Annotated in this window: 22 protein-coding genes and 1 tRNA gene; 10 read left to right on the forward strand and 13 right to left on the reverse strand. The window is 36.9% G+C overall.

Annotated features, from left to right (window positions below; translation table 11 throughout):
* Positions 1-149: 149 nt before the first annotated feature.
* The 6 genes from A9G13_RS03600 to A9G13_RS03625 all read right to left on the reverse strand — a co-directional run bounded on the left by A9G13_RS03600 (position 150) and on the right by A9G13_RS03625 (position 7,071).
* Positions 150-226, reverse strand: a tRNA-Met gene (locus tag A9G13_RS03600).
* Positions 227-447: 221 nt separating this feature from the next.
* A complete protein-coding gene (gene trpA / locus A9G13_RS03605) occupies positions 448-1,254 on the reverse strand; it encodes a tryptophan synthase subunit alpha (RefSeq protein WP_065556239.1) in 807 nt (268 codons plus the stop codon).
* On the reverse strand, positions 1,251-2,444 hold the full coding sequence (gene trpB, locus A9G13_RS03610) for a tryptophan synthase subunit beta (RefSeq protein ID WP_065556240.1): 1,194 nt from the start codon (positions 2,442-2,444) through the stop codon (positions 1,251-1,253). The genes trpA and trpB overlap by 4 nt, the downstream gene beginning before the upstream one ends.
* Before the next feature lie 30 nt (positions 2,445-2,474).
* Positions 2,475-3,857: a bifunctional indole-3-glycerol-phosphate synthase TrpC/phosphoribosylanthranilate isomerase TrpF gene (gene trpCF, locus A9G13_RS03615; protein WP_065556241.1), complete on the reverse strand. Its 1,383-nt coding sequence runs from the start codon at positions 3,855-3,857 to the stop codon at positions 2,475-2,477.
* An 11-nt stretch (positions 3,858-3,868) separates the two neighbouring features.
* Positions 3,869-5,509: a bifunctional anthranilate synthase glutamate amidotransferase component TrpG/anthranilate phosphoribosyltransferase TrpD gene (trpD, locus tag A9G13_RS03620; protein ID WP_065556242.1), complete on the reverse strand. Its 1,641-nt coding sequence runs from the start codon at positions 5,507-5,509 to the stop codon at positions 3,869-3,871.
* Entirely contained in the window at positions 5,509-7,071 is a 1,563-nt protein-coding gene (locus A9G13_RS03625) for an anthranilate synthase component 1 (protein WP_065556243.1), read from the reverse strand. The genes trpD and A9G13_RS03625 overlap by 1 nt, the downstream gene beginning before the upstream one ends.
* 517 nt (positions 7,072-7,588) lie before the next feature.
* On the opposite strand from A9G13_RS03625, the gene A9G13_RS03630 reads away from it, so the two are divergent.
* Both A9G13_RS03630 and A9G13_RS03635 read left to right on the forward strand, forming a co-directional pair.
* Entirely contained in the window at positions 7,589-8,503 is a 915-nt protein-coding gene (locus A9G13_RS03630; RefSeq protein WP_065556244.1) for an SPFH domain-containing protein, read from the forward strand.
* 104 nt (positions 8,504-8,607) lie between these two features.
* Entirely contained in the window at positions 8,608-9,072 is a 465-nt protein-coding gene (locus A9G13_RS03635; RefSeq protein ID WP_065556245.1) for an NfeD family protein, read from the forward strand.
* Positions 9,073-9,231: 159 nt separating this feature from the next.
* Here A9G13_RS03635 and A9G13_RS03640 read toward each other — a convergent pair whose 3' ends face one another.
* The 6 genes from A9G13_RS03640 to dapD all read right to left on the reverse strand — a co-directional run bounded on the left by A9G13_RS03640 (position 9,232) and on the right by dapD (position 18,122).
* The gene (locus A9G13_RS03640) at positions 9,232-11,379 is read right to left on the reverse strand and encodes a carbon starvation CstA family protein (protein ID WP_065556246.1); all 2,148 of its coding nucleotides are present in this window, start codon (positions 11,377-11,379) and stop codon (positions 9,232-9,234) included.
* 317 nt (positions 11,380-11,696) lie between these two features.
* Complete coding sequence (gene btsR / locus A9G13_RS03645) at positions 11,697-12,416, reverse strand: two-component system response regulator BtsR (RefSeq protein ID WP_065556247.1); 720 nt, start codon at positions 12,414-12,416, stop codon at positions 11,697-11,699.
* Complete coding sequence (locus tag A9G13_RS03650; protein WP_065556248.1) at positions 12,410-14,110, reverse strand: sensor histidine kinase; 1,701 nt, start codon at positions 14,108-14,110, stop codon at positions 12,410-12,412. Before A9G13_RS03650 ends, btsR begins: the two co-directional genes overlap by 7 nt.
* Positions 14,111-14,162: 52 nt before the next feature.
* On the reverse strand, positions 14,163-16,436 hold the full coding sequence (bglX, locus tag A9G13_RS03655) for a beta-glucosidase BglX (RefSeq protein ID WP_141670864.1): 2,274 nt from the start codon (positions 16,434-16,436) through the stop codon (positions 14,163-14,165).
* Between the two features lie 264 nt (positions 16,437-16,700).
* Positions 16,701-17,192, reverse strand: coding sequence for a YajQ family cyclic di-GMP-binding protein (locus tag A9G13_RS03660; protein WP_065556249.1), 492 nt, complete (start codon positions 17,190-17,192; stop codon positions 16,701-16,703).
* Positions 17,193-17,297: 105 nt separating this feature from the next.
* Positions 17,298-18,122, reverse strand: a complete 825-nt coding sequence (gene dapD, locus A9G13_RS03665; protein WP_065556250.1) for a 2,3,4,5-tetrahydropyridine-2,6-dicarboxylate N-succinyltransferase — start codon at positions 18,120-18,122, stop codon at positions 17,298-17,300.
* A gap of 222 nt (positions 18,123-18,344) precedes the next feature.
* Between dapD and A9G13_RS03670 the strand changes: the two genes are divergently transcribed.
* The 4 genes from A9G13_RS03670 to A9G13_RS03685 are packed head-to-tail and all read left to right on the forward strand — an operon-like array spanning position 18,345 to position 20,115.
* A complete protein-coding gene (locus A9G13_RS03670; RefSeq protein WP_065556251.1) occupies positions 18,345-18,821 on the forward strand; it encodes a hypothetical protein in 477 nt (158 codons plus the stop codon).
* Entirely contained in the window at positions 18,815-19,378 is a 564-nt protein-coding gene (locus A9G13_RS03675; RefSeq protein ID WP_065556252.1) for a prepilin peptidase-dependent protein, read from the forward strand. Before A9G13_RS03670 ends, A9G13_RS03675 begins: the two co-directional genes overlap by 7 nt.
* Complete coding sequence (locus A9G13_RS03680; protein WP_065556253.1) at positions 19,362-19,799, forward strand: DUF2509 family protein; 438 nt, start codon at positions 19,362-19,364, stop codon at positions 19,797-19,799. The genes A9G13_RS03675 and A9G13_RS03680 overlap by 17 nt, the downstream gene beginning before the upstream one ends.
* The gene (locus tag A9G13_RS03685) at positions 19,792-20,115 is read left to right on the forward strand and encodes a prepilin-type N-terminal cleavage/methylation domain-containing protein (RefSeq protein WP_176701940.1); all 324 of its coding nucleotides are present in this window, start codon (positions 19,792-19,794) and stop codon (positions 20,113-20,115) included. The genes A9G13_RS03680 and A9G13_RS03685 overlap by 8 nt, the downstream gene beginning before the upstream one ends.
* A gap of 17 nt (positions 20,116-20,132) precedes the next feature.
* Here A9G13_RS03685 and A9G13_RS03690 read toward each other — a convergent pair whose 3' ends face one another.
* Entirely contained in the window at positions 20,133-20,888 is a 756-nt protein-coding gene (locus A9G13_RS03690; RefSeq protein WP_065556255.1) for an alpha/beta fold hydrolase, read from the reverse strand.
* Between the two features lie 137 nt (positions 20,889-21,025).
* Here A9G13_RS03690 and A9G13_RS03695 point away from each other — a divergent pair, with 137 nt between their 5' ends.
* From A9G13_RS03695 to A9G13_RS03710, 4 genes are all read left to right on the forward strand, one after another.
* Positions 21,026-22,966: an exoribonuclease II gene (locus tag A9G13_RS03695; protein WP_065556256.1), complete on the forward strand. Its 1,941-nt coding sequence runs from the start codon at positions 21,026-21,028 to the stop codon at positions 22,964-22,966.
* 199 nt (positions 22,967-23,165) lie between these two features.
* Positions 23,166-23,408: a YecH family metal-binding protein gene (locus A9G13_RS03700; RefSeq protein WP_065556257.1), complete on the forward strand. Its 243-nt coding sequence runs from the start codon at positions 23,166-23,168 to the stop codon at positions 23,406-23,408.
* Between the two features lie 160 nt (positions 23,409-23,568).
* On the forward strand, positions 23,569-24,234 hold the full coding sequence (locus tag A9G13_RS03705) for a hypothetical protein (RefSeq protein WP_065556258.1): 666 nt from the start codon (positions 23,569-23,571) through the stop codon (positions 24,232-24,234).
* A gap of 18 nt (positions 24,235-24,252) precedes the next feature.
* Positions 24,253-25,815: a glucan biosynthesis protein G gene (locus A9G13_RS03710; protein WP_065556259.1), complete on the forward strand. Its 1,563-nt coding sequence runs from the start codon at positions 24,253-24,255 to the stop codon at positions 25,813-25,815.
* Positions 25,816-25,819 lie beyond the last annotated feature (4 nt).

The raw sequence follows: 25,819 nt of genomic DNA on the forward strand, positions 1-25,819 counted from the left end.
ATATTCCTTTAAATCTTACGCTTAAATCCCTACACGCAAAAAAAAACCTCGACAAGCGAGGCTACATTTAAAACTAACAATAATGAAGCCACTTGTTTCGAACTTTCATACAATAACAGGAAAAATTGATTTGTTAGTGAAAAGTTAAGTGGTTGCGGGGGCTGGATTTGAACCAACGACCTTCGGGTTATGAGCCCGACGAGCTACCATGCTGCTCCACCCCGCGCTAGATGGGTGACGAGTATACTGCATTTTGAATAAAATGCAACTGTGCACAGTACAATTTTTATTAGTTATTCTTGAAGTTATTGATAAATTTCACATACTAATTTGAAATTTTATTTTTCAATAATCGCTTATAACTCATTATGGTAATGCTCTACTAATTACTGCCGGTAAAACCAAAACCAAATAATAAATCCGCTGAATAATCAGCGGATTAATAGTTTATTTTTTACTTGCTGCTTTCATGGTTTTTACAAACTCAGCTAATTCAGTTAACATTTTTTGCGGATTGTTAAGGTTTTTCTCAATAATTTTAACTGTTGCCGAACCTGCAATTGCACCGGCAGCACCAGCTTTAATCGCTTCGGTCACTTGACTTGGTTCGGAAATACCAAACCCTTGAATTGCCGGTGGCGCACCATATTCAGCTAGTTTAGTTAATAAATGCGCTAACGGTTTATTGGCGCGATTTTCAGTGCCGGTAACGCCAGCTCGCGACACTAAATATGTGTATGCTTGCCCATGTTTGGCAATGTTTTTAATTACATTATCATCGGCATTAGGCGGACAAATAAAAATTGGCGCAATACCATATTTATTAGCCGCTCCGGTAAATTCTGGCGAGTATTCTACTGGCAAATCGGCAATCAATACCGAATCGACACCTGCTTTAGCACATTTAGCATAAAAATTGTCAATGCCATTTTTAAACACTAAATTTGCATAAATTAGTAATCCTATTGGGATATCAGTATTTTTAGATCTAACTTTAGCTAAGATTTCAAAACATTTTTCTACGCTGATCCCTCCATTAAATGCGCGGATATTGGCATTTTGGATGGTTGGACCATCGGCCATAGGATCAGAAAATGGAATACCTAATTCTAATGCATCCGCTCCTGCAGCCACCATAGTTTGAATAATTTGCAATGACAGCTCAGGATTAGGATCGCCAACTGGTACAAAAGGAACAAATGCACCTTCATTTTTGGCTGTTAATTGATTAAACAGTTGTTGATAACGGTTCATTCTATTTCTCCTCTTGCTTTTAAAATATCATAAACGGTAAAGATATCTTTATCTCCACGACCGGATAGATTAACAATTAATAACTGTTCTTTATTCGGATTTTGTTTGATCATCTTTAAGGCATATGCCAAAGCATGGGATGATTCAAGTGCCGGAATAATACCTTCATGACGTGATAATTCTTGGAATGCGTCCAAAGCTTCATCATCTGTAATTGACACATAATCCGCACGACCAATACTATCTAAATAAGCATGCTGTGGCCCAACTGCCGGGAAATCTAATCCCGCAGAAATGGAATAGGATTCTTCAATTTGGCCTTCGTCAGTTTGCATCATTGGTGTTTTCATACCAAAATAAATGCCTAATTTACCATGTTTAAGCGAGGCACCATGTTGGCCTGATTCTATGCCATGACCACCAGGCTCCACTCCAATTAATTTCACAGATTTATCATCAATAAAATTAGCAAACATACCAATTGCATTAGAGCCACCACCCACGCAAGCAATAACCGCATCTGGCAAACGCCCTTCTTTTTCGAGGATCTGTTGTTTAGCTTCACGGCTAATCATTTGCTGAAATTCACGCACAATAGTTGGGAAAGGGTGTGGACCAGCAGCAGTACCGAGCATATAGTGCGCTTTTTCATAACTCCCTGACCAATCGCGTAAGGCCTCGTTACAGGCATCTTTTAAGGTTGCGGAACCTGTTTCTACCGGGATCACCGTTGCCCCCATCAAACGCATTCTAAATACGTTTGGTGCTTGCCGTTTAACATCTTTAGCGCCCATATAAATGCGGCATTTTAATCCCAATAAAGCACAAGCTAACGCCGAAGCCACACCATGTTGGCCAGCACCAGTTTCGGCAATAATTTCGGTTTTACCCATGCGTTTGGCTAGTAATGCTTGCCCTAAAACCTGATTAGTTTTATGAGCACCACCATGCACTAAATCTTCGCGCTTTAAGTAAAGCTTAGTTTTAGTACCGGCAGTTAGATTTTTACATAAGGTTAGCGCTGTTGGGCGACCGGCATAATTAACTAGTAGATCGTTAAACTCTTTTTGAAAAGCAGGATCATCTTTAGCGGCTAAAAAAGCTTGCTCAAGCTGCTCAAGTACAGGCATTAATATTTGGGGTACATATTGCCCACCAAACTCGCCAAAATACGGATTTAATTTAGACATAATTATTACCTTTTAATTTAAATTATTCGATTAAATTTGTGCAAAAACGGCGGCTATTTTTTGTGGATCTTTTATTCCCGGGGACACTTCCACCCCGGAATTAAGATCAACGCCTATAACGCCAGTTGCTAATGCTGCTTTAATATTTTGTGGATTAATACCACCGGCTAAAATCACATTTTCCAGATTTTGGTCATTTAATAATGACCAGTTAAAACTTTTACCGCTGCCACCTTTACCATGGTCAAACACATAACGATCAATTAATGGATTATTATGTGCGGGGATGTTTTCAGCAATACTTAGTGCTTTCCATATTTGGCAATTTTCAGGCAAGTGATGGCGCAAAGTGTGTATATAGTCTTCATCTTCACTGCCATGAAGTTGCACTGCATATAATGACAGCTGTTTAGCAATCTGCGAAATCTCATCAATTTCGGCATTTTTAAAAACTCCCACCCAATTAAGGGGTGCCGCAGCAATAACCGTACGCGCTTTAACTGGCGGAATATAGCGTGGAGAATTACTAACAAAAATTAAACCACCATAAACTGCTCCCGCTTTATAAACAGTTAGCGCATCCTCGGCCCGAGTTAAACCACACACTTTATTTTCGCCAAGCATGACCTTGCGAATGGCTAAAGCTAGATTATTTTCCGCCATTAACGCACTGCCAATTAAAAAGCCATTCGCATAGTTGCTCAGTTCTTTAACTTGTTGATGGGTATAAATGCCCGATTCGCTGATAATAATGCGATCATCCGGTATGGTTTTAGCTAAGGTTTTTACCCGATTTAAATCCACGGTAAGATCACGTAAATTACGATTATTAATACCGATTACTTTAGCACCCAATTTAAGCGCACGTTCGACTTCACTGGCGGTACTGGCTTCGGTTAATACTCCCATTTTTAACTGATGAGCTAGTTTGCTAAAGCGTTGATACTCTTCGTCAGTAACCACGGACAACATCAATAATATTGCATCTGCTTGATAATAACGGGCCAAATAAATTTGATATTCATCGATAATAAAATCCTTACATAGTACTGGCTGCGTGACCTCGTTACGGACAATAGGTAAAAAATCAAAACTACCTTGAAAATATTTTTCATCGGTTAACACTGAAATAGCCGAAGCATAATCTTTATAAACTCTAGCAATACTGGCTGGATCAAAATCGTTACGAATCAAACCTTTTGACGGCGAGGCTTTTTTGCATTCTAAAATAAATACCGTTTTAGGCTTAGTTAAGGCTTGGTAAAAATCACGATCACTGGCGGTTATTGCTGATTTAAATGTTGCCAAAGGTTGTTGTGCTTGGCGACTTGTTAACCATACTTGTTTATCTGCAATGATCTTTTTCAACACTGTTGCCATTTCAACATTTTTAGTTAGTGCTGCAATTGCCATCTTATTTCCCTCTACTGCCTTGCTGCTAATTGAAGTAACAGTTGATAGGCTTTGCCGCTGCGCATCATCTCAATTGCTCGTTTAGCATTGTGTTTTAAATCTGACTCACCAAACAAGCTCATTAACATGGCTACATTAGCCGCAATAGCCGATTCATGCGCTAGCTTGCCATGGCCTTGTAAAATAGCCACTAACATATCGCGATTCATTTCTGGTGTTCCGCCTTCGATATCTTTTAAAGTGAACGTTTGCAAGCCAAAGTCATCTGGAGTAAGGCTAAAGTAACGAATTTCACCATTTTTAACTTCAGCAACTTGGGTTTCACCATGAATGGCGACTTCATCCATACCGGCACCATGTACCACATAAGCGTGAGTATAGTTAAGCATTGTTAAAGTTTCGGCAATTGGTTTAATTAAATCCGGATGATACACCCCTAATAAAATACGTTTAGGTCGTGATGGGTTAATTAATGGCCCAAGTACATTAAAAATAGTCCGCGTTTTTAACTGTTGACGGACAGGCGCTGCATGGCGAAACCCAGAATGATATTGCTGAGCAAACAAGAAACACACACCTAATTCGTCTAATGCCTTACGAGAGGATTCCGCAGACATGTTCAATTTAATGCCCAATGCAGACAGTACATCAGACGAACCTGATTTACTGGAAACCCCGCGATTACCATGTTTAGCCACTTTATAACCTAAAGCCGCCGCTACAAAGGCACTGGCGGTTGAAATATTGATACTATTAGTACCATCACCACCGGTACCGACAATATCAGTAAAGTCATAACTTGGGGCGGTAAACGGATCGGCATTTTCAAGTAAAGCTAACGCCGCGCCGGCAATTTCATCTGGCTGTTCACCACGGACTTTCATACTAATTATTGCTGTAGCCAAAACCGTTGGTGCAATTTTACCTTGGATAATCAGGTTAAATAGTATTTTACTTTCTTCCTGAGTTAAAACTTGTCCAAGGTACAACTTATTCAAAAGCGGTTGAATGTTGTATTCTTGCTTATCGACAATAGCTTCTGGTTGCGGTTGTGATGCTAATTGTTGTGCCGGAGGATTAAGTGCCCATGCAATAGTTTGTTCTAATAATTTCACACCATGAATGGTTAAGATTGATTCCGGATGGAATTGGAACCCACAAACGCGATCTTGGTCATTACGCACTGCCATAACAATATTATTGCAAATTGCATTAATAGTGAGTGATTTAGGGATATTTTCACCTTTTAATGAATGGTAACGCGCAACTGGTAACGGATTAGGTAAGCCTTGAAACATAGCTTGACCATCATGTTCAATTAGTGAAGCTTTACCATGTAAAATATCGCCAGCCGGCACAATGGTGCCACCATAAGACTCAACAATAGCTTGATGCCCAAGGCAAATACCAATAATTGGCAACTTACCCTTTAAGCGTTTAAGCAATTCCGGCATGCACCCGGCGCCACTTGGGGCGCCGGGGCCTGGTGATAAGAACAGAATCGGATTTTGCATCTGCGCTAATTTTTCAATAATCACATCGGCAGGAAGGGTATTACGATAAACCGTCACATGATGTTTGCTACTACGTAATTGATCGACTAAGTTATAAGTAAACGAGTCAATATTATCAATAAATAAGATATTAGCCATTAGAATACACCTTCTACATTATGTGCAGCCATAATTGCGCGCACTACCGCGCGCGCCTTATTGCGTGATTCATCCGATTCAGACTGTGGTTCCGAGTCCAACACCACACCACCACCAGCTTGTACCGTAGCGATACCATCTTCTACATACGCTGAACGAATCACGATACAGGTATCCAAATCACCATTAGCCGTAAAATAACCTATGGCGCCACCATAACTGCCACGTTTGATCTTTTCGGTTTCTGCAATTAACTGCATGGCTCTAACTTTAGGTGCCCCCGTTAATGTACCCATATTCATGGTTGCTTGGTAGGCATGCAGCGCATCTAAATCATCACGCAACTGCCCTACTACTCGCGAAACCAAATGCATCACGAAAGAATAACGATCCACTTTTAACAATTCTTTGGTATAACGGCTACCTGGCTGACAAATCCGCGCTAAGTCATTACGAGCTAAATCGACCAACATTAAATGTTCAGCCAGTTCCTTCTTGTCAGTACGCATTTCGAGTTCTAAACGACTATCTAAATCATGATCAATCTCACCATTAGCATTTATGCCTCGTGGCCGGGTACCTGCAATTGGGTAAATTTCTACTTGATTAGTAGCTTTAGCATATTTAAGCGCGCTTTCCGGAGAAGCTCCAAACAAAACAAAATCTTGATCTTGCATGTAAAACATATATGGACTTGGATTATTAGTCTTTAATACTTGATAAGCTGCCAACGGTTGCGGGCAAGGTAGGCTAAAACGTCGTGATGGTACCGCTTGAAAAATTTCGCCTTGTTGAATGGCATCTTGCATCTTTTTAACAATGGTATTGAAATCATCATCACTTTTATTACAGGTGACTTGCACCTGTGCCAATGGCTGCTTATTAATCGGTTTGCTTGGTTGCTGTAAAATTATTTGTAATTCATCTAATCTTTGTTTTAAACGAGCAATTTCATTAGCAGCGGAGGTAAAAGCCGTAGCTTTTAAGATAGAAGCATGATCTTTATGATTTATTTCTAATAAAGTTTCCGCCAAATAAAAGCAATAGTCTTGGCAACGTTGCTCGCTTGGTAATACTGGCAAATGTTCAAAGCCAGCCGCTAAATCATAGCTAAATAAGCCACCTACAAACAAAGCATCTTGACTGCAATCAGTTGGTACATTAACCACTTGTAACAAGGTTCTTAAAGCATCAAAAACAGATACTGACTTAAGCCTTGAATCTTCATCTTGCAGGTTATCTATTTCAGGAAACACTAAAACAAGTTGTTGCTGCGCTAGTTGGCTATCAGCAACTTTTTCAATCAATGCTTGTTGCAATAATGGTAATAACTTTTCACCATTGCTGGTTAATGCACTTATGGTTACTTGATTATTAATTGCGGAAATACGCAACGCACTATCAACAATCATTACACTTTTAATGCCCTGTTTATTATCAATTTCGGCAGATTCCAACAACAATGTTGCCGGACGACTCGCACATAATTGATTAAAAACCTGAGTCGGATCTTGATAATACCCCATTGCTTTGGTTATCTGTGTTAATGTCGGCTTATTCATTGTTGACTCTCTATTTTTAAATTTTTATCACATTATTTTTGATTATTACCCACTAACTAAAAAACCCGCAGTTAGCGGGTTTCGTGAAACAGACAATACGACTTCACCTCACCCGCCAACAGTGATACGCCACCAACCATAAACAGTTGTTTGTATAAATCTAGCGACTAGGTATTGTGATTGCATAGTAAGTTAAACCGGATAATTAATTTTGTACTATTAAACTAGTTCATTGATGCTTTGTCAAGCGATTATTTTATACTCACTTAATAAAATTCCTATTTACCGAAATAAAGTAAAATAAGGCGATTAATTCCAAGTGAATCAATCTAATAATGACATTAGTAACCAAGGCATTAATAAGGCTGTTTGTTAGCTAATTAGCGTATTAGCCAAAGCATAATCAGTAGAAGCTTGGATTTGTTCATCATACCAATTAAAACTGGTCAAAAAATCTAATAGCCTTTAGAATGACTAGAACTATCAACGAATAAATAATTTCAAGGGAATTTGATTTATGCCATTTTTTATCCTCATCGGTATTATCGTTTTATTAGCTATCGTTACCGTTTTCAAAGCAATCACTATTGTTCCTCAAGGTTACCAATACACTATTGAGCGTTTTGGTAAGTACACTCACACTCTTGAACCGGGTTTAAATATTATTATTCCATTTATGGACGGTATTGGGCGTAAGATTAATATGATGGAGCAAGTGTTGGATATTCCATCGCAAGAAGTTATTTCAAAAGATAACGCTAATGTGCAAATTGACGCCGTTTGTTTTATTCAAGTGCAAGAAGCCGCCCGAGCTGCATACCAAGTTAATCAACTTGAACGTGCCGTTATTAATTTAATGATGACTAATATTCGTACCGTACTTGGTAGTATGGAACTCGATGAAATGCTATCGCAACGCGATCATATCAATTCAAAATTACTAAGTATTGTCGATGAAGCCACCAGTCCATGGGGTATTAAGATCACCCGTATTGAAATTCGGGATGTGCGCCCGCCCGCCGAGCTTATTGCTGCCATGAATGCGCAAATGAAAGCTGAACGTAATAAACGTGCCGAAATTCTTGAAGCTGAAGGTGTTCGCCAAGCTGCGATTTTACGCTCTGAAGGTGAAAAACAATCTGAAATTTTAAAAGCGGAAGGTGAACGTCAAGCCGCATTCTTACAAGCTGAAGCGCGCGAAAGAGCAGCAGAAGCGGAAGCTAAAGCAACACAAATGGTTTCGGAAGCGATTGCAGCAGGAAACATCAATGCGATTAACTATTTTGTGGCACAAAAATATACCGATGCCTTACAACAAATTGGTTCAGCAGATAATAGTAAAGTCATCATGATGCCTCTGGATGCGGCAAACTTGATGGGTAGTATTGGTGGTATTGCTGAATTAATTAAAGATGCCAAACCAAATAAGTAATCAATGGCAATAATTTATATTGAAACGTATGCTTCTCAGGAAACATCTTGACAAGAAAGAGGAGCATTATCCCAATACCTAAATAAAATGAAAGGTAACCCATAATGATTGATTTTTTAACGGCTATCTATTATTCACCACACTGGGTATTTATTGCCTTAGGCGGTCTATTATTAATAGCCGAACTACTGGGCACCGGTGGTTATGCTCTATGGACCGGAATTGCAGCAATTATAGTCGGTTTAATTGCTTGGATCTTACCTTTGTCATGGCCAGTTTTATGGCTTTTATTTGCTATTTTCACCATAATCTCTGCCTACCTTTGGTGGTTATGGTTAAGAAAAAATGGCAAAGACAAATCAAGTAAAGGTGAAATTAACCAACCCCAACAAGATTTAATTGGCATTAAAACAGTGGTAACCGAAGCGGTGGTTAATGGTTTTGGGCGCGTTAAAATCAAAGATGGTAGTTGGTCAGCGCGCTGTGATAACGATTTGCCTATTGGTGAATTAGTAGAAGTTATCGCTGTTGACGGTTTAACCTTAACAATCAAACCAGTAAGTAAATAATTGTTATTTCCATAAATTAATTAAGTATCTGCCATTTAACAACTAGTTTTAAACTCGTTATCATTGCAAGCTAATCTATATAAAAAAGCCCAACTTAGTTGGGCTTAAATCTAATTGATTTAATAGAACATAATTGCTTATGTTCTGATTTATTAAATCTTAATGTGACATTGAAGTTTTAACACCTTCTTTTGGCATTGCCACATATGGAGTTTCTTTATCAGTTCTTTGTTTATTATTACGTACTTTAAGTGCTGTTTTAATACCAAAGAAGATAATACTATAAACCACCACCAAGAATAGAATACTGAGACCAGCATTGGTGTAATTGTTAATAACAATATGATGCATATTACCGATTTGTGCTGGAGTTAAATCAGCGCCTTCGGCAATGCGACGTTTGTATTCGTTGGCTAAGTAGAAGAATCCTTCTAATTTAGAATCGTCGCTGAATAGTTTCAATGCTAATGCCCAAGTTGTACAAACAAGCAACCATACTGCCGGAATGATAGTTACCCAAATATATTGAGCACGTTTCATCTTAATTAAAATAACGGTTGCAAGTACTAAGGCTACCGCGGCTAACATTTGGTTGGAAATACCAAATAGAGGCCATAAGCTCTTAACGCCACCTAATGGATCGACAACACCTTGGTATAATAGATAGCCCCACAAGCCAACACAACCTAATGTACCAACAAAACCAGCTAAGATAGAATCAGTTTTTTTCAAGAATGGTACAAAGTTACCTAATAAGTCTTGTAACATGAAACGACCAGATCGAGTACCGGCATCAAGCGCTGTTAAAATAAATAACGCTTCAAATAAAATACCGAAGTGATACCAGAAGCCCATATTGGCACCAGGAATAATTTGGTGGAATACATGAGCAATACCAACCGCTAATGTTGGCGCACCACCGGCACGATTCAATACTGATGGTTCCCCAATATCTTTAGCCGTTTGCATAATTTCTTCTGGTGAAATCACAAATCCCCAAGAACTTACAGTTGCAGCAGCATGGGCAGTTACGTCCTGCAGTTGTGACATAATCATTGGAGCATCTTCAGTGCCTAATCTATGTAAGTCAGGCATGGTGATACCTAAAGCTGCTGGAGGGGTATTCATAGCAAAATAAAGTCCAGGTTCAATAATTGAAGCTGCAACTAACGCCATTATTGCTACAAATGATTCCATCAACATGGCACCATAACCAATGAAACGAGAATCCATTTCATTAGCAAGTAATTTAGGCGTAGTACCTGATGAAATTAAAGCATGGAAACCAGAAACCGCACCACAGGCAATTGTGATAAATAAGAATGGGAATAAAGCACCTTTCCAAACTGGCCCGGTACCATCAATATATTTAGTAACATCTGGCATTTTTAAATCAGGATTCAAAATAAGAATACCTATTGCCAAGCCAACAATAACCCCAATTTTTAAGAAAGTAGCTAAGTAATCTCTTGGCGCTAGAATTAACCATACTGGTAACATAGCCGAAATAAAAGCATAACCAACTAACACGAAAGTAATAGTTGTATCTTTAAATGTTAATGCCGGGCCCCAATATGCATCATGAGCAATTACGCCACCAAACCAAATTGCTAATACCAGTAGCACAATACCAATAACTGATACTTCACCAACTCGACCCGGGCGAATAAAGCGCATATAAATACCCATAATTAAAGCGATAGGAACTGTTGAACAAACAGTAAACACACCCCATGGGCTTTCGGCTAACGCCTTAACTACGATTAACGCTAATACCGCCAGAATGATAAGCATAATCAAGAAACAACCAAATAACGCAATTGTTCCCGGAATGTTGCCCATTTCTTCTTTAACCATTTCACCTAATGAAGAACCATTACGTCTGGAAGATAAAAACAGTACCATAAAGTCTTGTACTGCACCGGCAAGGACTACACCAGCAATCAACCATAATGTTCCAGGTAAATAACCAACTTGAGCCGCCAATACAGGCCCTACCAGTGGACCTGCACCAGCAATCGCTGCGAAATGGTGACCAAACAATACATATTTATTGGTTGGCACATAATTCAATCCATCATTATTGATCACCGCCGGAGTAGCACGTGTTGGATCTAACTGCATTACATTTTTTGCTATATATAAACTATAGTATCGATACGCAACAAGATAGATCGATATTGCAGCTGCAATAATCCAAAGTGCACTGACATGTTCACCCCGCCTTAGTGCAAGAACAGCTAAACAACATGCACCAATAAAAGCTAGAATGAACCATGGAATATGCTTAAATAATTTATTATTCATATTGATTCTCTTCATGGATTCAAAGTTAAACAATTTATACTTAATCACCTGTTAAAGTTAAGTTTGGTTACTTATTAGTGATAAGTTAACAATAAAAAAATTTGTTAATTCCATCCCAACCCAATAAGTATGACTACAACTTATTAGCTTTCAGTATAGGTTTAAGGTTACGTTATACTCTAGGTTATAGTAATTTTTTGCTTTAGAGAATGATATGGATATTTAAGCTATAGGTTAAATCAAGATGGTTAGTGGTTAAAATAAGACCATGAGCGGTAAAGTTAACCATCAAAAGATGTAAGGAATAAGAGCAGTAATTACAATCCTAATAGTTCTTTTAGTAATTTTAGATAACGGCGACTGACTGGTACCGATACATCATTAACTAAAATAATATCTACACCACCGGCATCATTAAATTGAATCTCTTTTAGTTTTTTAAGATTAACTAAGTATTGTCGGTGGCAACGGATAAGTGGCGTTTTATCCTCTAAGGTTTTTAGTGTCAATTCAGTGAAATATTCATTATTAGCTTGATTAAACACATAGATACCACTGACTTTTGACGACACATAAAACACATCATCAATATTTAATAAATAAATCCGATTATGGCCCACACATGGAATATATTTAAGATCGCTGCTGACCCCTTCTAATTGATTAATATTCCCACTTGGAGCGCGATGATGCAAACGATATAAGGTTTTATTTAAGCGTTCCATTTCAACTGGTTTGAGTAAATAATCAACCGCTTGGGCCTCAAACGCTTTTACCGCAAATTCCCCATAAGCAGTTAGGAACACAATTTGCGGCATATTATCAGGATCAAGCATTGATAACATTTCAATGCCATTAATTTTTGGCATTTGAATGTCTAAAAAGACCACATCTGGTTGCAAGCGGTGAATTTCACGAATCGCTTCCATAGCATTATTACATTCAGCAACGATGTTAATTTCAGGATCATTTTCCAGTAAGCAACGCAAATTTTCACGTGCAGGTAATTCATCATCAACAATAATAACATTTAACATTGGATACTCGTTTCCTCTTCAAGAGGCAATGATAACATTACCTTGGTATAATCATCCGGTTCACACAGTATCTTTATACCATATTTTTCGCCATAACGAATATTAATCCTTTTATCGACTAAATTTAGACCCAATCCTTTCATGTCCTTTTTATTTTCGCGGTAATTACCGGCATTATCTATTACCTCTAAAATTAGTGTTTGGTCCTGAACATAGGCTTTTATAGTTACTCTACCAATACCTATCAACTGTGAAGTTCCATGTTTAATGGCATTTTCAACAATCGGTTGTAAAGTAAAGGCTGGTAAATGGGCATTTTCTAATTCTTGAGGGATATCGAATTCAATCGCTAGCTGATCCATAAAACGCATTTTTTCAATTTGTAAGTAAGCATTAATATGCTCTATTTCATCTTTAAGTGTGACTATCTCATCGGTGCGTTTAAGGTTTTTACGGAAAAAAGTAGAAAGATACTGAACTAATTGCGAAGCTTGGGCTTTATCCCGGCGAATCACCGCCAATAAGGTATTTAAGGCATTAAATAAAAAATGCGGATTCACTTGTGCGTGTAATAGTTTAATTTCAGTTTTGGACAGTAACTGTTTATAGTGTTCATTCTGACCTGCGAGAATTTGCGCCGATAATAAACTGGCTATACCTTCCCCTAGAGTACGATTAATCGAACTAAACAACGTATTTTTAGCTTCATAAAGTTTGATAGCGCCAACAACCGTATTATTTTCTCCACGTAATGGAATAACCAATGTCGAGCCTAAACGACAATTTTTGTTAATAGAACATTGGTAAGGTTGATGGACACCATCAAGATATTTAACTTCATTTTGTTCAATAACTTCTAAAGTACAATTTGAAGTAATTGGGGTACCAGGTAAATGATGATCATCACCAATGCCAATGAATGCTAATATTTTTTCCCGATCAGTAATTGCTACCGCGCCGACATTCAATTCTTGATAAATAATTTCTGCCACTTTAGTGCTATTTTTTTGATTAAAACCTTGACGCAATAGTCCTTCAGTACTTACGGCTATTTTTAAGGCCTTAGCCGAAAATGCTGAGGTATATCTTTCAAAGATAGCACGTCTATCCAATAAAATACGCATAAACATGGCGGCACCAATACTATTTGCCACAATCATTGGTGCGGCAATGCTGCGTACTGCATGCAAAACGACATCGAAAGGACGTGATATTAATAAAACCATTATCATTTCCAATGATTCGGTGAATAGCCCTAAAATTCCGACTAATAAAGGGTTATAAATTAAATCAACGCGTCCTTTCTTCATCAAAAAATAGTGCCATAAACCACTTAACAAACCCGTTAATATAGTTGATAGCATACAGCTTTCAGCAGTAATTCCACCTAAGGTGTAACGATGGATGCCCCCAGTAATACCGACTAACAAGCCCACCATGGGGCCACCAAGTAAGCCCCCCAAAATAGCCCCGATTGCTCGAGTATTAGCGATGGTATCTTCAATATGTAAGCCGAAATAACTGCCCATGATACAAAATGAGGAAAAGATTAAATAACAGATTAGTTTATGTGGCAAGTGCACGGTAACTTGCATTACGGGAATAACGATAGGTGTTTTACTTAGTAAATAAGCAATAACTAAATAAACACACATTTGTTGTAACAGTTGTAAGACGAGATCAAATTCAAACATAAGACCGCCAAAAATAACTCCGCCGAAACCATTGGCGGAGTGTGGTATAAGTTTATTTATCTAATAAAGTGAAGGTTTGTTTATCCTCGGTAGTAGAATCAGAACCGACAAACACATTGAATTGCCCTGGTTCAGCCACATACTGCATTTTATCATTCCAGAATTTTAACATTTCCGGTTTGATCACAAATTTAACTTCACCTTTTTCAAGAGGTTTTAAACTAATATTTTCAAAACCAATTAATTCTTTAACCGGCCTACTTACAGACGCAGTCACATCTTGCAAATAAAGTTGCACTGTGTGAACACCTGTTCTATCACCAATATTTTCCACATTAACAGTCACCACAATTTCGCCATCTTTAGTCATTTTATTACTTGAAAGTGAGTAATTAGTAGTGAAATTGGTATAACTTAACCCAAAACCAAATGGAAAAAGCGGTTCGTTAGGACTATCAAAATAAGAGGTAGTATATTTACCCATATTTTCGGTACCATGCGGGCGCCCGGTATTTAAATGGCTGTAATAGATCGGAATTTGCCCAACATTATCCGGGAATGTCATTGGTAATTTACCGGACGGGTTATAATCACCATACAAAACATCGGCTATGGCATTACCGCCTTCGGTACCCAAAAACCAAGTTTCTAACATAGCATCAGCTTGTTGATACTCTTCAGTTAAAGTTAACGGACGACCATTCATTAACACAATCACTAACGGTTTACGCGTAGCTTTTAAGGCTTTAATTAAGCGTTTTTGGCTAGCTTGTAATGATAAATCGGTACGGCTAGATGATTCGTGAGCCATGCCTTCGGCTTCACCAACAAACGCAACCACTACATCGGCTTTTTTAGCTTTCGCAACCGCTTCAGCAATCATTTTATCTGCTGGGCGTTCGTCAAATTTAGTGGTCATTTCATATAAATTTAAAAATTTATATAGTTGTTGATCTTCTGATAAATTAGCGCCAAAGGCATAACTGATTAAATCAGCTTTTTGAGCTACTTTTTGGATACCTTCTAACGGTGTCACTGCCAGTTTAGATCGTCCGGCACCAGACCAACTACCAAGAATATCCCGTTTTGAATCTGCCAGAGGCCCGATCACAGCAACTTTTTTGTTTTTAGCCAACGGTAACACTTTGTTTTTATTTTTTAATAAGACAATACTGCGGCGCGCTACATCTCTGGCTTCTTCGCGATGTAAGCGGTTATCTGCAAACATAGTATCAATATCTAATTTAGGATCTAAATTACGATAAGGGTCTTTGAATAACCCCATATCATATTTAAGTTCTAATACATGGCGACAGGCGTTATTAATTTCTGATTCAGTCAGCACACCTTCATTAACCAGTTCGGGAATGAATTTTAAAAAATACTCATCATTCATGCTGACATCAATACCGGCTTTAATGGCGACTCTAACTGCATCTTTAGCATCACTGGCAACGCCATGGTTAATCAGTTCTCGAATAGCACCATGATCGCTAATCACCACACCATCAAAATGCCATTGATTACGCAGAACTTCGGTTAATAACCAATGATTACCAGTGGCGGGAATACCATTAACTGATATTAGCGAAACCATAACCGCTTTGCTACCTGCATCTATTGCGGCTTTATACGGAACCAAATATTCTTGGAACATCTTGCGCTCACTCATATCAGCCGAGTTATATTCACGACCAGCTTCTACCGCACCATAAAGCGCAAAGTGTTTTACGGTGGTTACTAATGATTTTTTATCTGAAAGGATCTGTTTTTGCATTTTTTCTACAAAAATACGCCCAGCTTCTGAAGTTAAATAAGGATCTTCACCAAAACCTTCGGAAACTCGCCCCCACCTTGGATCGCGAGTAATATCCACCATCGGCGCCCAAGTGATATTAAGTCCATCTGATGTGGCTTCATCAGCCGAAACTTCAGCCGCTTTACCAATAGCATTACGATCCCAAGTCGCCGCGATGCCTAAATTAATTGGGAACACGGTACGGTGACCATGGATGATATCAAATCCAAATAACAGTGGGATTTTATTAGGTGTTTTTAACGCGCGATCCTGCATATTAGTTAAATCAGGCTCAACCACGGTATTAAAAATGCCACCAATTTCACCCGCTTCAATTTGCTCTAAGGCTTTGTCTAGAGTTAAATCACCTCCGACACTAATTAACCTCAATTGACCGACTTTTTCTTTGAGGCTCATTTTTGCTAATAAATCATCAATAAAGGCTTTTTTTTCTGGATCATTCGGACTCTCAGCTAACAATGCCCCCGAGAAAACCATCGCCATAAAAAATAAAACTAATTTTTTCATCATAATAAATATTGTTATAATTAAGAGGATAGACAAGCTAATAGCATAACGTATTCGCAAAAAAAAATCTCGAACTTTAAAAAGATTATTAGTTTTAAAAAACAAAGGGTTGGTTTTGAGTACAACTTTTACCGTGTTTATGTGAATTTTTATACTGAAACGTATACTTCTCAGGAAACATCTTGACAAAAGGTTGATTATAAAAAATCATTAACTCTGCCACTTCACCAACCTTAGCCAGCAAAGTAACAAAGTATAGAGGAACTAATCTCTAAAATTAGTAAATTGAAATGGTTGCCCTAATTCGGCCTTTTTAACTAAGGCCATTGTTGCTTGTAAATCATCTCGAGATTTACCAGTAACCCGCACTTGTTCACCTTGAACTTGAGCTTGAACTTTAATTTTGCTGTCCTTAATTAATTTAACTATCTTCTTGGACAACTCTTTATCAATCCCTTGTTTAAGTTTGACCGTAATACTGTAGAGTTTACCACTGTGTTCCATCTCTTCAGGAATTTCTAGAGCACCACTATCAATGCCGCGTTTAGCTAGTTTATCACGGAGGATATCTAGTAGTTGCTGCACTTGGAAATCGGATTGACTGGTTGCTTTAATAGTTTCATTTTTCTCGTTTAATTCAAATGAAGCTTCAACATTTTTGAAATCCCAACGGGTGGCTAATTCGCGGGTGGCATTGTCGACACCATTTTTAACTTCCGGCATTTGAATTTCAGATACAATATCAAAAGAAGGCATAAACTTTCCTCTTCTTAATTGTTATAAAAATATAACTAATTGTTTTAAAATAACTAAAATAAAGCGCTACCCATTAAGGCAGCGCTAAAGATCTAAATAAGACGATTAATCAATAGTACGTAATAATTCATTGATACCCACTTTACCTAAAGTTTTAGCATCCACTTTTTTGACTATAACAGCACAATAAAGGCTATATTTGCCATCTTTAGTTGGTAAATTACCCGAAACTACTACCGAACCGGCTGGAACTCGGCCGTAATGCACTTCACCAGTGGCTCGGTCATAAATTTTAGTGCTTTGACCAATAAAGACACCCATTGAAATCACTGAACCTTCTTCAACAATGACACCTTCAACAATTTCACTACGGGCACCAATAAAACAGTTATCTTCGATAATAGTTGGGTTAGCTTGTAATGGTTCTAAAACACCGCCAATACCCACTCCACCTGATAAATGCACATTTTTACCTATTTGCGCACATGAACCAACGGTTACCCAAGTATCAACCATAGTACCTTCATCAACATAAGCACCAATGTTAACATAAGATGGCATTAATACTGTGTTGCGGGCGACATAGGCACCTTTACGAGCAATAGCGGATGGCACTACACGGAAACCTTCTTGTTGGAACCTTGCTTGATCATACTCAGCAAATTTTAACGGCACTTTGTCATAATAATTAGTAGCACCACCATCAATTAATTGGTTTTCATTAATACGGAATGAGAGCAATACTGCTTTTTTTAGCCATTGATGAGTAACCCACTCACCTTTAATTTTTTCAGCAACTCGCATTTTACCGCTATCTAGTAGCGCTACAGATTGATTAATGGCATCACGAGTTTTTGCATCTACATTTGTTGGCGTAATATCGGCACGACGTTCAAAAGCGGTTTCAATAATAGTTTGTAATTGTTGCATCTCAAGTTTCCTTTAATTTATAAGTCCGTTAGCAAATAAAAATAGGCTCACAGTATAATATAATATGTTACGCTTTTTAAGCGGTTTGTCATATCTACACAATTCAACTAGCAAAAACCAAAAATTTGCGAGGCAGTTCCCAATATAACAAAAATCCTCAGGTCAATTGGTTAGTTATTGATAATATCACCGATATGTTAGGCTTTGATTAAGAATACCATTATGCAAAATGCAGGATTTTCCTTAATAGAAGTATTGGTAATTATTTGTATTAGTACCATTTTAGCGGCTATCGGCATCCAACAATGGAAGTCATTGCAACTTCGCAATGAATTGATTGTTACTACGCAACAGTTGGCGTATTTTTTAAATGAAGTTGAAGTTATGGCTTATACACATAATGACACTTATAATCTTCACCTTTTTTCATCACCTTGGTGTTTGGCGGTAACTAAAGAGAAACGCCCCAATAGTTGCGAACAAGGGTTGTTTAAATTTAATAAACCCTATGACTCGGTTGTTATCAATGGATTGACTGACAAAAAAACTATTTCTTTTTGGGGCAGAAGGAATATGGCGCAAACTATGTCGTTTCAACTCAAAAATGACATTGGGATGACTAAAGTGATTATATCTTTTCGCGGACGAATTCGCTTTTGTAGTAAAAATAATTTTTTAGCAGGCTTACCGCAATGTTAAAAGTAGCCGGCTTTTCATTACTAGAAGCGTTAATCAGCATTGTATTATCGAGCCTAATTGTAATTGGCTGTAGTTCTTTTTACCTACAATTACAAACCAATATAATACAATATTCTCAAACAATTCAATTACGTAATAATGTTAATCAGGCATTAGTTGGCCTTACCAAAGATATTCGTCGCGCAGGCTTTATTGCCAATGATCCAGCCAAAATGACTGCTAAAGCGCTAGATATTAATGCCCAACAAAATTGCGTCATTATTCGTTATGATAGTGAAATTCGTAATGATTGGATTTATAACCCTGCTAATAAAAAAGCTTCCGACATATTTGCCTATCGTTATCACAAAAACAATCTTGAATACAAAGTTGCCGCACTCGATTGCCAAGATCCTAATTGGGAAAAACTATTCGATCCAGCTAAATATAAAGTCACTCACTTTGTGATAAAGCCAATAAATAATGGTATCGAAATATCTTTAGCTGCAGAATTAATCAAAAATAAACACATCAACTATCAAGTAATTAAAATAGTTAAAAATGAAAACTTATTCTGATGCAGATAACATAACCTTTTCTGGTTTTAGTGCCATTGTCATGGTCTTCATCTTGATGATGATTGGACTGATAATAGTGACTGGCTTTAATTTATTAATTAATTCATGGCAAAAAACCGTAATTATGGAAAACCATTATTATCAAAAATTTAATCACGCCAGTTCAGCATTAACTTGGGCACTTTACCAAAATTGGTCAGTCCCAACAGCAAGTTGGCAATGTGCCATAGAATCGACTTATCAACTAAAAGCATGTATAAAAAAATCATTATTAACTATCGATAATTATGTTTTAGTACGTGGCGAAGCTGAGGATTTTTTCCTTTATACTTTAGCTTATTTTGATAATAATCAATTGGTTGTTGAAAAAGGTCACTGGCTCGATTATTGCCCGGAAAAAAGAAATTATGATTGTGAATAATCAAACCAGAACCGGATTTGGTTTAATCGAAGTGATGGTTGCTGTATTGCTGTTTGCCATAATTTTAGTTGGTTTTGTTAATTATCAGCAGGTGTTATTAAATAAATATCGCTATTTATCAATAAAACTGCAGGCGGGTCAAATAGCTTATCAGCTGCTGGATAGCTATCCACAAATTAACAATCAGCTCATACCACCAGAGTGGCAATATAGTATCAACAGTAAATCACTTAATTTCCGTTGTAAAATGGTAGTGGTTAGCATTATTCCTCCCCAACAAAGAAAGATTAAGCAGCAGCGACTATTTTGCAATTAATACCAGTTAAAATGAAATCAACCCTGATTATTTAAAAAGTGGTGTAAAATCTGTAAAACTTGGATCGTTTTTTCGGCATGCACATTATGCCCGGCTCCGGCTACTGTTTCTATTTTAGCTTGCGGGAATTGTTGTAAAATCTCCTTATAGTCGGCTTCGGAAATGTAATCAGAGTTACCACCTTTTATAAATAATGTGGGTTTTGCCCACGGCGAAATCCATTGCCAATCACAGAGATTAGCGTATTGTTTAACAATCACATCAGCATTAAATAACCAGTGTCCATTTTTGAAAGATTTTAGTAAAAACATGATAGTTGGCTCCGTCAAGCCAGTGACTGTCATTAGGTCGATGATTTGTTTTTTATCGGTTATATTTTGTGCCAAACATTGTGCTAACGCTTTTAAGACCAATGCATTGGATGAAACTGGGTATTTGACAGGCGCAATATCGATCGCCACAATTTGTTTAATGACATCAGGAATTACTTGTGTCAATTGCAAAGCAACTTTGCCCCCCATTGAATGCCCTATAAAAATTACATTCTGTAAACATAAATCATGACACAGTTCGGCAATATCATCGGCCATGCTTGGCAGTGTCATCTCATCAGACCATGGTGAAAGCCCATGATTACGCATATCAACTTGAATAGTTTGATAATTTGATTGTAAATCTTTAGCTAACATATTTAAATTATCTAAACTACCAAAAACTCCATGCAGAAAAACGATAGCCGAGCCACTACCTTGTAACTTATAATTTAATTTCATAAAGACACTTTATTAGTTAGGTTAATATCATCTAGTATACGTATTTTTTTAATACTTATCTTGGATTAATTCAAGGTTCACAATCTGAATAACTGTGATAGAATTCAAGACTGATTTTATTAATGATATTAAGTTACATGTTTCAAAATAATCCCCTACTTGCACAATTAAAACAAGAACTCCATGAACAAACTCCTCGGGTTGAAGGCATTGTTCGCGCCCATGACAAAGGCTTTGGCTTTTTAGAAGTTGATAATAAAACTAGCTATTTTATCCCGGTTAGTAAAATGAAACTGGTGTGTAATGGCGATAAAGTATCCGGCTCTATTATCAGCAATAATGATAAAGAATCATTCGAGCCTGAGCTATTAATCGAAACGTGTTTACAAAAATTTATTGGCAAAATTGGTTTCCAAGATCGGGCCATGGTTGTTTATCCTGAAAATATGCCTGCTAATTTTGCTATCCGTTGTAAAGTTAGTCCACAAGTATCAGAAAAATTGCAAGCAGGTGATTGGGTAGTTGCCACACTGGTTAATCACCCTTTAGACAAAGAAAGTCGTAATTTTCTAGCTGAGATTACGCGTTTTATTGTTGAAAGTACCTCACCTTTGCAATTATGGTTAAAAACCCTAGCACGTTACGATCTAGAAGCACAGGCTCCTCAAGCTGAAACCTTAACTATGCATGCGAGTGAAATTGAAAATCGTGTAGATCTAACCGCTGTTAACTTTTTTACTATCGATAGTGAAGATACCGAAGACATGGATGATGCTATTTCACTGATCAAAGATGAGCAAGGAAACTATCAACTTATGGTAGCCATTGCTGATCCAACCGCCTACGTATTACCTGATAGTCAACTGGATGAAATAGCAAAAATCAGGAATTTCACTACTTATTTGCCCGATTTCAACATCCCAATGTTACCTAGCAAGTTGGCCAATGATTTGTGTTCATTACATGCCAATCAAAAACGTCCAGCCATGGTATGTAAAATTAATCTTGATGCCAGCGGTAATATTAATCTTGATGATATTGCTTTTATGCTAGCGTGGATTGAATCCAAAGCCAAACTTTCTTATAGCAATGTGTCTGACTTTTTAGAAAATGGCAGTAAATTAGCATCTGATCAACCGACTTTACCCGAACAACTTAAACTATTATCTAATTTAGCTACAGTACGAATGAATTGGCGCCAAACCCATGCTTTAGTCTTTAAAGATAATAATGATTATCGCTTTATTCTGGATGAAAACCGTCAAGTTAAAGCAATAATTAAAGATTCTCGACGTATTGCTCACCGCATAGTTGAGGAAGTCATGGTAATAGCCAATCAAGCTTTAACTTGGCAATTAAAAAACCATATTGGTTTTGGTATTTTCAATATTCATTCAGGATTTGATAATAAATATATTGAACAAATTTTAAAAGTTTTGGCTGATAATGGCATCACTGAGTTTGATAAAGATTCGTTGTTATCTTTTGAAGGTTATTTACAACTACGGCGTCGGATTGAAGATAATGCCTTTTTAACTGCGCGGTTACGTAAATTTCAATGTCCGGCGGATTTTTCCATTACACCTCAACCGCATTTCGGTTTAGGGTTTGAATCTTATGCCACGTGGACGTCGCCTATTCGTAAATATGGTGACATGGTTAATCATCGCTTAATTAAAGCCTACATTCGCTCGCAACAGTTAATAGCGCCAGATCAAGAACAACTTAAAACCATGAATGAAAGGCGTAAAATGTTACGTTATGCCGAACGAGACATAGCGGAAAATCTTTATGCTCAATATTTAACCAATAAAATTGGTGATAGTTATACCGCCGAAATTATTGATATCAATCGTGGTGGTGCCCGTATCCGCTTAACAGACATTGGCGCTTTTGCGTTTGTACCACTGTCTATGATTCATGCGGTACGCGATGAAATTTCTGTAACCCCAGATGCCGGCAGTATAAAGATTAAAGATGAGATTTGTTATAAACTTGCTGATACTATTCCAATCCTAATTCATCAAGTCAAAAATGAGAATCAAGCTATTATTGCCAAATTAGCAATAAACGAATAGTTCAAGAATAGCATTTAACTCTCAATATTAAGCTATTAACAATATCAGTTACTACTTACCTCTTGAATTAGAGGTAAGCCACCAATATTTGAAGTTATTTTAACGATTAGCCTCTTTTTTTTCTCAATTAGATCTGCTATCTTGCTTCATTCATGAAAATTAATTATCACAACTTAATTAACAACAGTCAGAGGGAATTATGTTATCAATTCATGGGCATGAAGTTTTACATATGATGGATGGAAATAATTATACAGAATCTTCCCTACTTCAAGCTATTGAACAACGCTTTGGAAAAGATGCCAAATTCCACACTTGTTCAAAATCTGATATGGATGCACAGCAGCTCATTAATTTTCTTAAAGAAAGAGGCAAATTTAAGCCGGCTGACTCTAATGATACTAAGTTTACTGTCGATACTAAAAAGATATGTAACCATTAAATGATTAGACAGTTATTTTGCTTAGTATTTTTTTTATAAATTTAATTAATTAACCTAGTGTATTTATAAGAATATGAGTATATAATTTCGCGCTACTGCTATTGGTATTGTAGCTTTCACTGAAATTATAACTCAAGAATATGTTCATGGAATTTTATATATGAAAATAAGTAATATCCTTACATGTGCCATTGTCTCTATTCTTGTTATAAGTTGCGCCAAGAAACCTATTTCACAGTCGGTGAAAAATGAACAACCGATGGAAATAGATCCATTGACAACTTTACAACAGCAAACAGAGCATAATAACCCTTTTGTTGTTGATGCAAAAATTAAGTTGCTACAATTTGTAGGTGATAGTAATTTTAATAATTATATTACTAAACACGGTATATTGGCTTGTAATGGTAATGAAAACCAAACCTCCTGCGTTTTAAATTTTTATCTTCAAGAATACTATAAATTAAAATATGATGTACAAATAAAAAGAATAATTGAAGAAAACCAAACTGAACATGATATTGAATTAAGTAAAATTGAAGCGACTCAAATAAATATTGATAAATATTGTAAAATGTCAGCTGATTTTGTTGCGGCAATTTACAATAATGACAAATCTAACATTACCAAAAAGTTCCAACCATTATTTAGAATGACTGAACAAAATATGTCGACACTATATACCAAAGTTTCACGAGACAGTTATTCTCATTTTTTAATTGATGAAAACCCAAGTATGCTTCAAGAAATGAAAGCAGACTATGTGGAAAAATGTTTGGATAATCCAAAGGATAACATCATTAATTACTTCAACCTTTTTAGATAATACTAACGCGAGTATTTTATGCTTAATTTATTACCAACAAGTCATTTTAATAAAACCATAGCTTATAAATTACTAGGGGCATGTTCTATTGCTTGTATTAGTTTTTCCTCATGGGCTTTTTCGTTTAATGATGTTGTAACGCAAGCAGAAAACCTATCTAAACAAGCTTATGTACAACCAGAAAAAAACATTCCCAATGAATTAGCTTCATTACAATTTGCTGATTATCAGAAAATTTTTTTTAATCATTCCAAAGCTTATTGGGGTGATCGTAAAAGTCGTTTTAAACTTGAGTTTTATCATGAAGGTATGTATTTTGATACTCCAGTTAAGATTAATGAAATAATTAATAATCAAGCTCATGAAATCAAATTTGATCCTAGTTATTTTGATCTAAGTAAAGTAAATTTAGAAAATCTAGATACTAAGAATCTAGGATTTGCTGGTTTTAAAGTCCATTACCCAATCAATAATCCGACCAAAACCGATGACGAAATTTTTACCGCTTTGGGAGGCAGTTATTTTCGCGCTGTGGGTAAAGATCAAAGATATGGTCTTTCAGCTCGAGGGTTAGCGATTGACACTGGTGAAATGTCTGGTGAAGAATTTCCTCGCTTTAAAGAATTTTGGATCGAAAGGCCAGAACCTAATCAGAAACATTTAGTTATTTATGCATTGCTTGATTCAGCAAGCGTTTCTGGTGCGTATAAACTGACACTAATACCAAGTGTTGATACCACTATCACTGTTGAAGCAAAAGTATTTTTCCGTAATCCAGTTAAAAAACTGGGGATTGCACCTTTAACAAGTATGTTCTTATATGGACCGAACCAACCATCACCGATTTTAAACTATCGTCCGGCAATGCATGATTCTAATGGTCTATCTATTTTAGCCAATAATAATGAGTGGATCTGGCGCCCTTTAAATAATCCTAAGCGTTTATCATTTTCTTCCTACAGTTTAGAAAATCCTAAAGCATTTGGTTTGATCCAACGAGATAAAGGTTTTGATGATTATCAAGATCTCGATGATCATTATGAACAACGTCCTAGTGTTTGGGCAGAGATTTTAGGTGATTGGCAAAGAGGTCGTGTTGAATTGGTTGAAATTCCAACTGCTGATGAGACTAACGATAACATAGTTACTTATTGGGTACCTAAAAAACAATATGATGCGGGTGATACTCTAGATATTAAATATCGCTTACATTATTCTTTAAACGAATTGCAACGCTACCCGGATAATATAGCTAGAGCAATTAGTACCCGTTTATCATTAGGTGATATTAAACAAGCTAACTTAATCCGTAAGCTTGATGGCTCGAATGCTTATGTTATTGACTTCGCTGGACCGCAATTATCTGAACAAATACCAGTTAAAGTAATTTCTAGTATCAATAACGGTTCTATAGTTAGTTGTGAAGCTCAATACAATCCAGTTATTAAAGGTTGGCGAGTTATTGTGCGCTTTAATGTTGAAGATAACAAAAAGGCCACTGATATCCGCATACAATTGGCGTCAGAAAAAACTAATGAAGTTTTGTCTGAAACATGGAGTGGGCAATATCCTGCGCAATAAGCAT

It is taken from the genome of Gilliamella sp. wkB178 (assembly GCF_001690705.1).
In the GTDB taxonomy this organism is placed as follows: domain Bacteria; phylum Pseudomonadota; class Gammaproteobacteria; order Enterobacterales; family Orbaceae; genus Gilliamella; species Gilliamella apicola_K.

What these genes read in the sequence shown, in the direction of transcription:
- trpA (WP_065556239.1), bottom strand. Translation starts at nt 1,254, where the DNA reads ATGAACCGTTATCAACAACTGTTTAATCAATTAACAGCCAAAAATGAA.
- trpB (WP_065556240.1), bottom strand. Translation starts at nt 2,444, where the DNA reads ATGTCTAAATTAAATCCGTATTTTGGCGAGTTTGGTGGGCAATATGTA.
- trpCF (WP_065556241.1), bottom strand. Translation starts at nt 3,857, where the DNA reads ATGGCAATTGCAGCACTAACTAAAAATGTTGAAATGGCAACAGTGTTG.
- trpD (WP_065556242.1), bottom strand. Translation starts at nt 5,509, where the DNA reads ATGGCTAATATCTTATTTATTGATAATATTGACTCGTTTACTTATAAC.
- A9G13_RS03625 (WP_065556243.1), bottom strand. Translation starts at nt 7,071, where the DNA reads ATGAATAAGCCGACATTAACACAGATAACCAAAGCAATGGGGTATTAT.
- A9G13_RS03630 (WP_065556244.1), top strand. Translation starts at nt 7,589, where the DNA reads ATGCCATTTTTTATCCTCATCGGTATTATCGTTTTATTAGCTATCGTT.
- A9G13_RS03635 (WP_065556245.1), top strand. Translation starts at nt 8,608, where the DNA reads ATGATTGATTTTTTAACGGCTATCTATTATTCACCACACTGGGTATTT.
- A9G13_RS03640 (WP_065556246.1), bottom strand. Translation starts at nt 11,379, where the DNA reads ATGAATAATAAATTATTTAAGCATATTCCATGGTTCATTCTAGCTTTT.
- btsR (WP_065556247.1), bottom strand. Translation starts at nt 12,416, where the DNA reads ATGTTAAATGTTATTATTGTTGATGATGAATTACCTGCACGTGAAAAT.
- A9G13_RS03650 (WP_065556248.1), bottom strand. Translation starts at nt 14,110, where the DNA reads ATGTTTGAATTTGATCTCGTCTTACAACTGTTACAACAAATGTGTGTT.
- bglX (WP_141670864.1), bottom strand. Translation starts at nt 16,436, where the DNA reads ATGAAAAAATTAGTTTTATTTTTTATGGCGATGGTTTTCTCGGGGGCA.
- A9G13_RS03660 (WP_065556249.1), bottom strand. Translation starts at nt 17,192, where the DNA reads ATGCCTTCTTTTGATATTGTATCTGAAATTCAAATGCCGGAAGTTAAA.
- dapD (WP_065556250.1), bottom strand. Translation starts at nt 18,122, where the DNA reads ATGCAACAATTACAAACTATTATTGAAACCGCTTTTGAACGTCGTGCC.
- A9G13_RS03670 (WP_065556251.1), top strand. Translation starts at nt 18,345, where the DNA reads ATGCAAAATGCAGGATTTTCCTTAATAGAAGTATTGGTAATTATTTGT.
- A9G13_RS03675 (WP_065556252.1), top strand. Translation starts at nt 18,815, where the DNA reads ATGTTAAAAGTAGCCGGCTTTTCATTACTAGAAGCGTTAATCAGCATT.
- A9G13_RS03680 (WP_065556253.1), top strand. Translation starts at nt 19,362, where the DNA reads ATGAAAACTTATTCTGATGCAGATAACATAACCTTTTCTGGTTTTAGT.
- A9G13_RS03690 (WP_065556255.1), bottom strand. Translation starts at nt 20,888, where the DNA reads ATGAAATTAAATTATAAGTTACAAGGTAGTGGCTCGGCTATCGTTTTT.
- A9G13_RS03695 (WP_065556256.1), top strand. Translation starts at nt 21,026, where the DNA reads ATGTTTCAAAATAATCCCCTACTTGCACAATTAAAACAAGAACTCCAT.
- A9G13_RS03700 (WP_065556257.1), top strand. Translation starts at nt 23,166, where the DNA reads ATGTTATCAATTCATGGGCATGAAGTTTTACATATGATGGATGGAAAT.
- A9G13_RS03705 (WP_065556258.1), top strand. Translation starts at nt 23,569, where the DNA reads ATGAAAATAAGTAATATCCTTACATGTGCCATTGTCTCTATTCTTGTT.
- A9G13_RS03710 (WP_065556259.1), top strand. Translation starts at nt 24,253, where the DNA reads ATGCTTAATTTATTACCAACAAGTCATTTTAATAAAACCATAGCTTAT.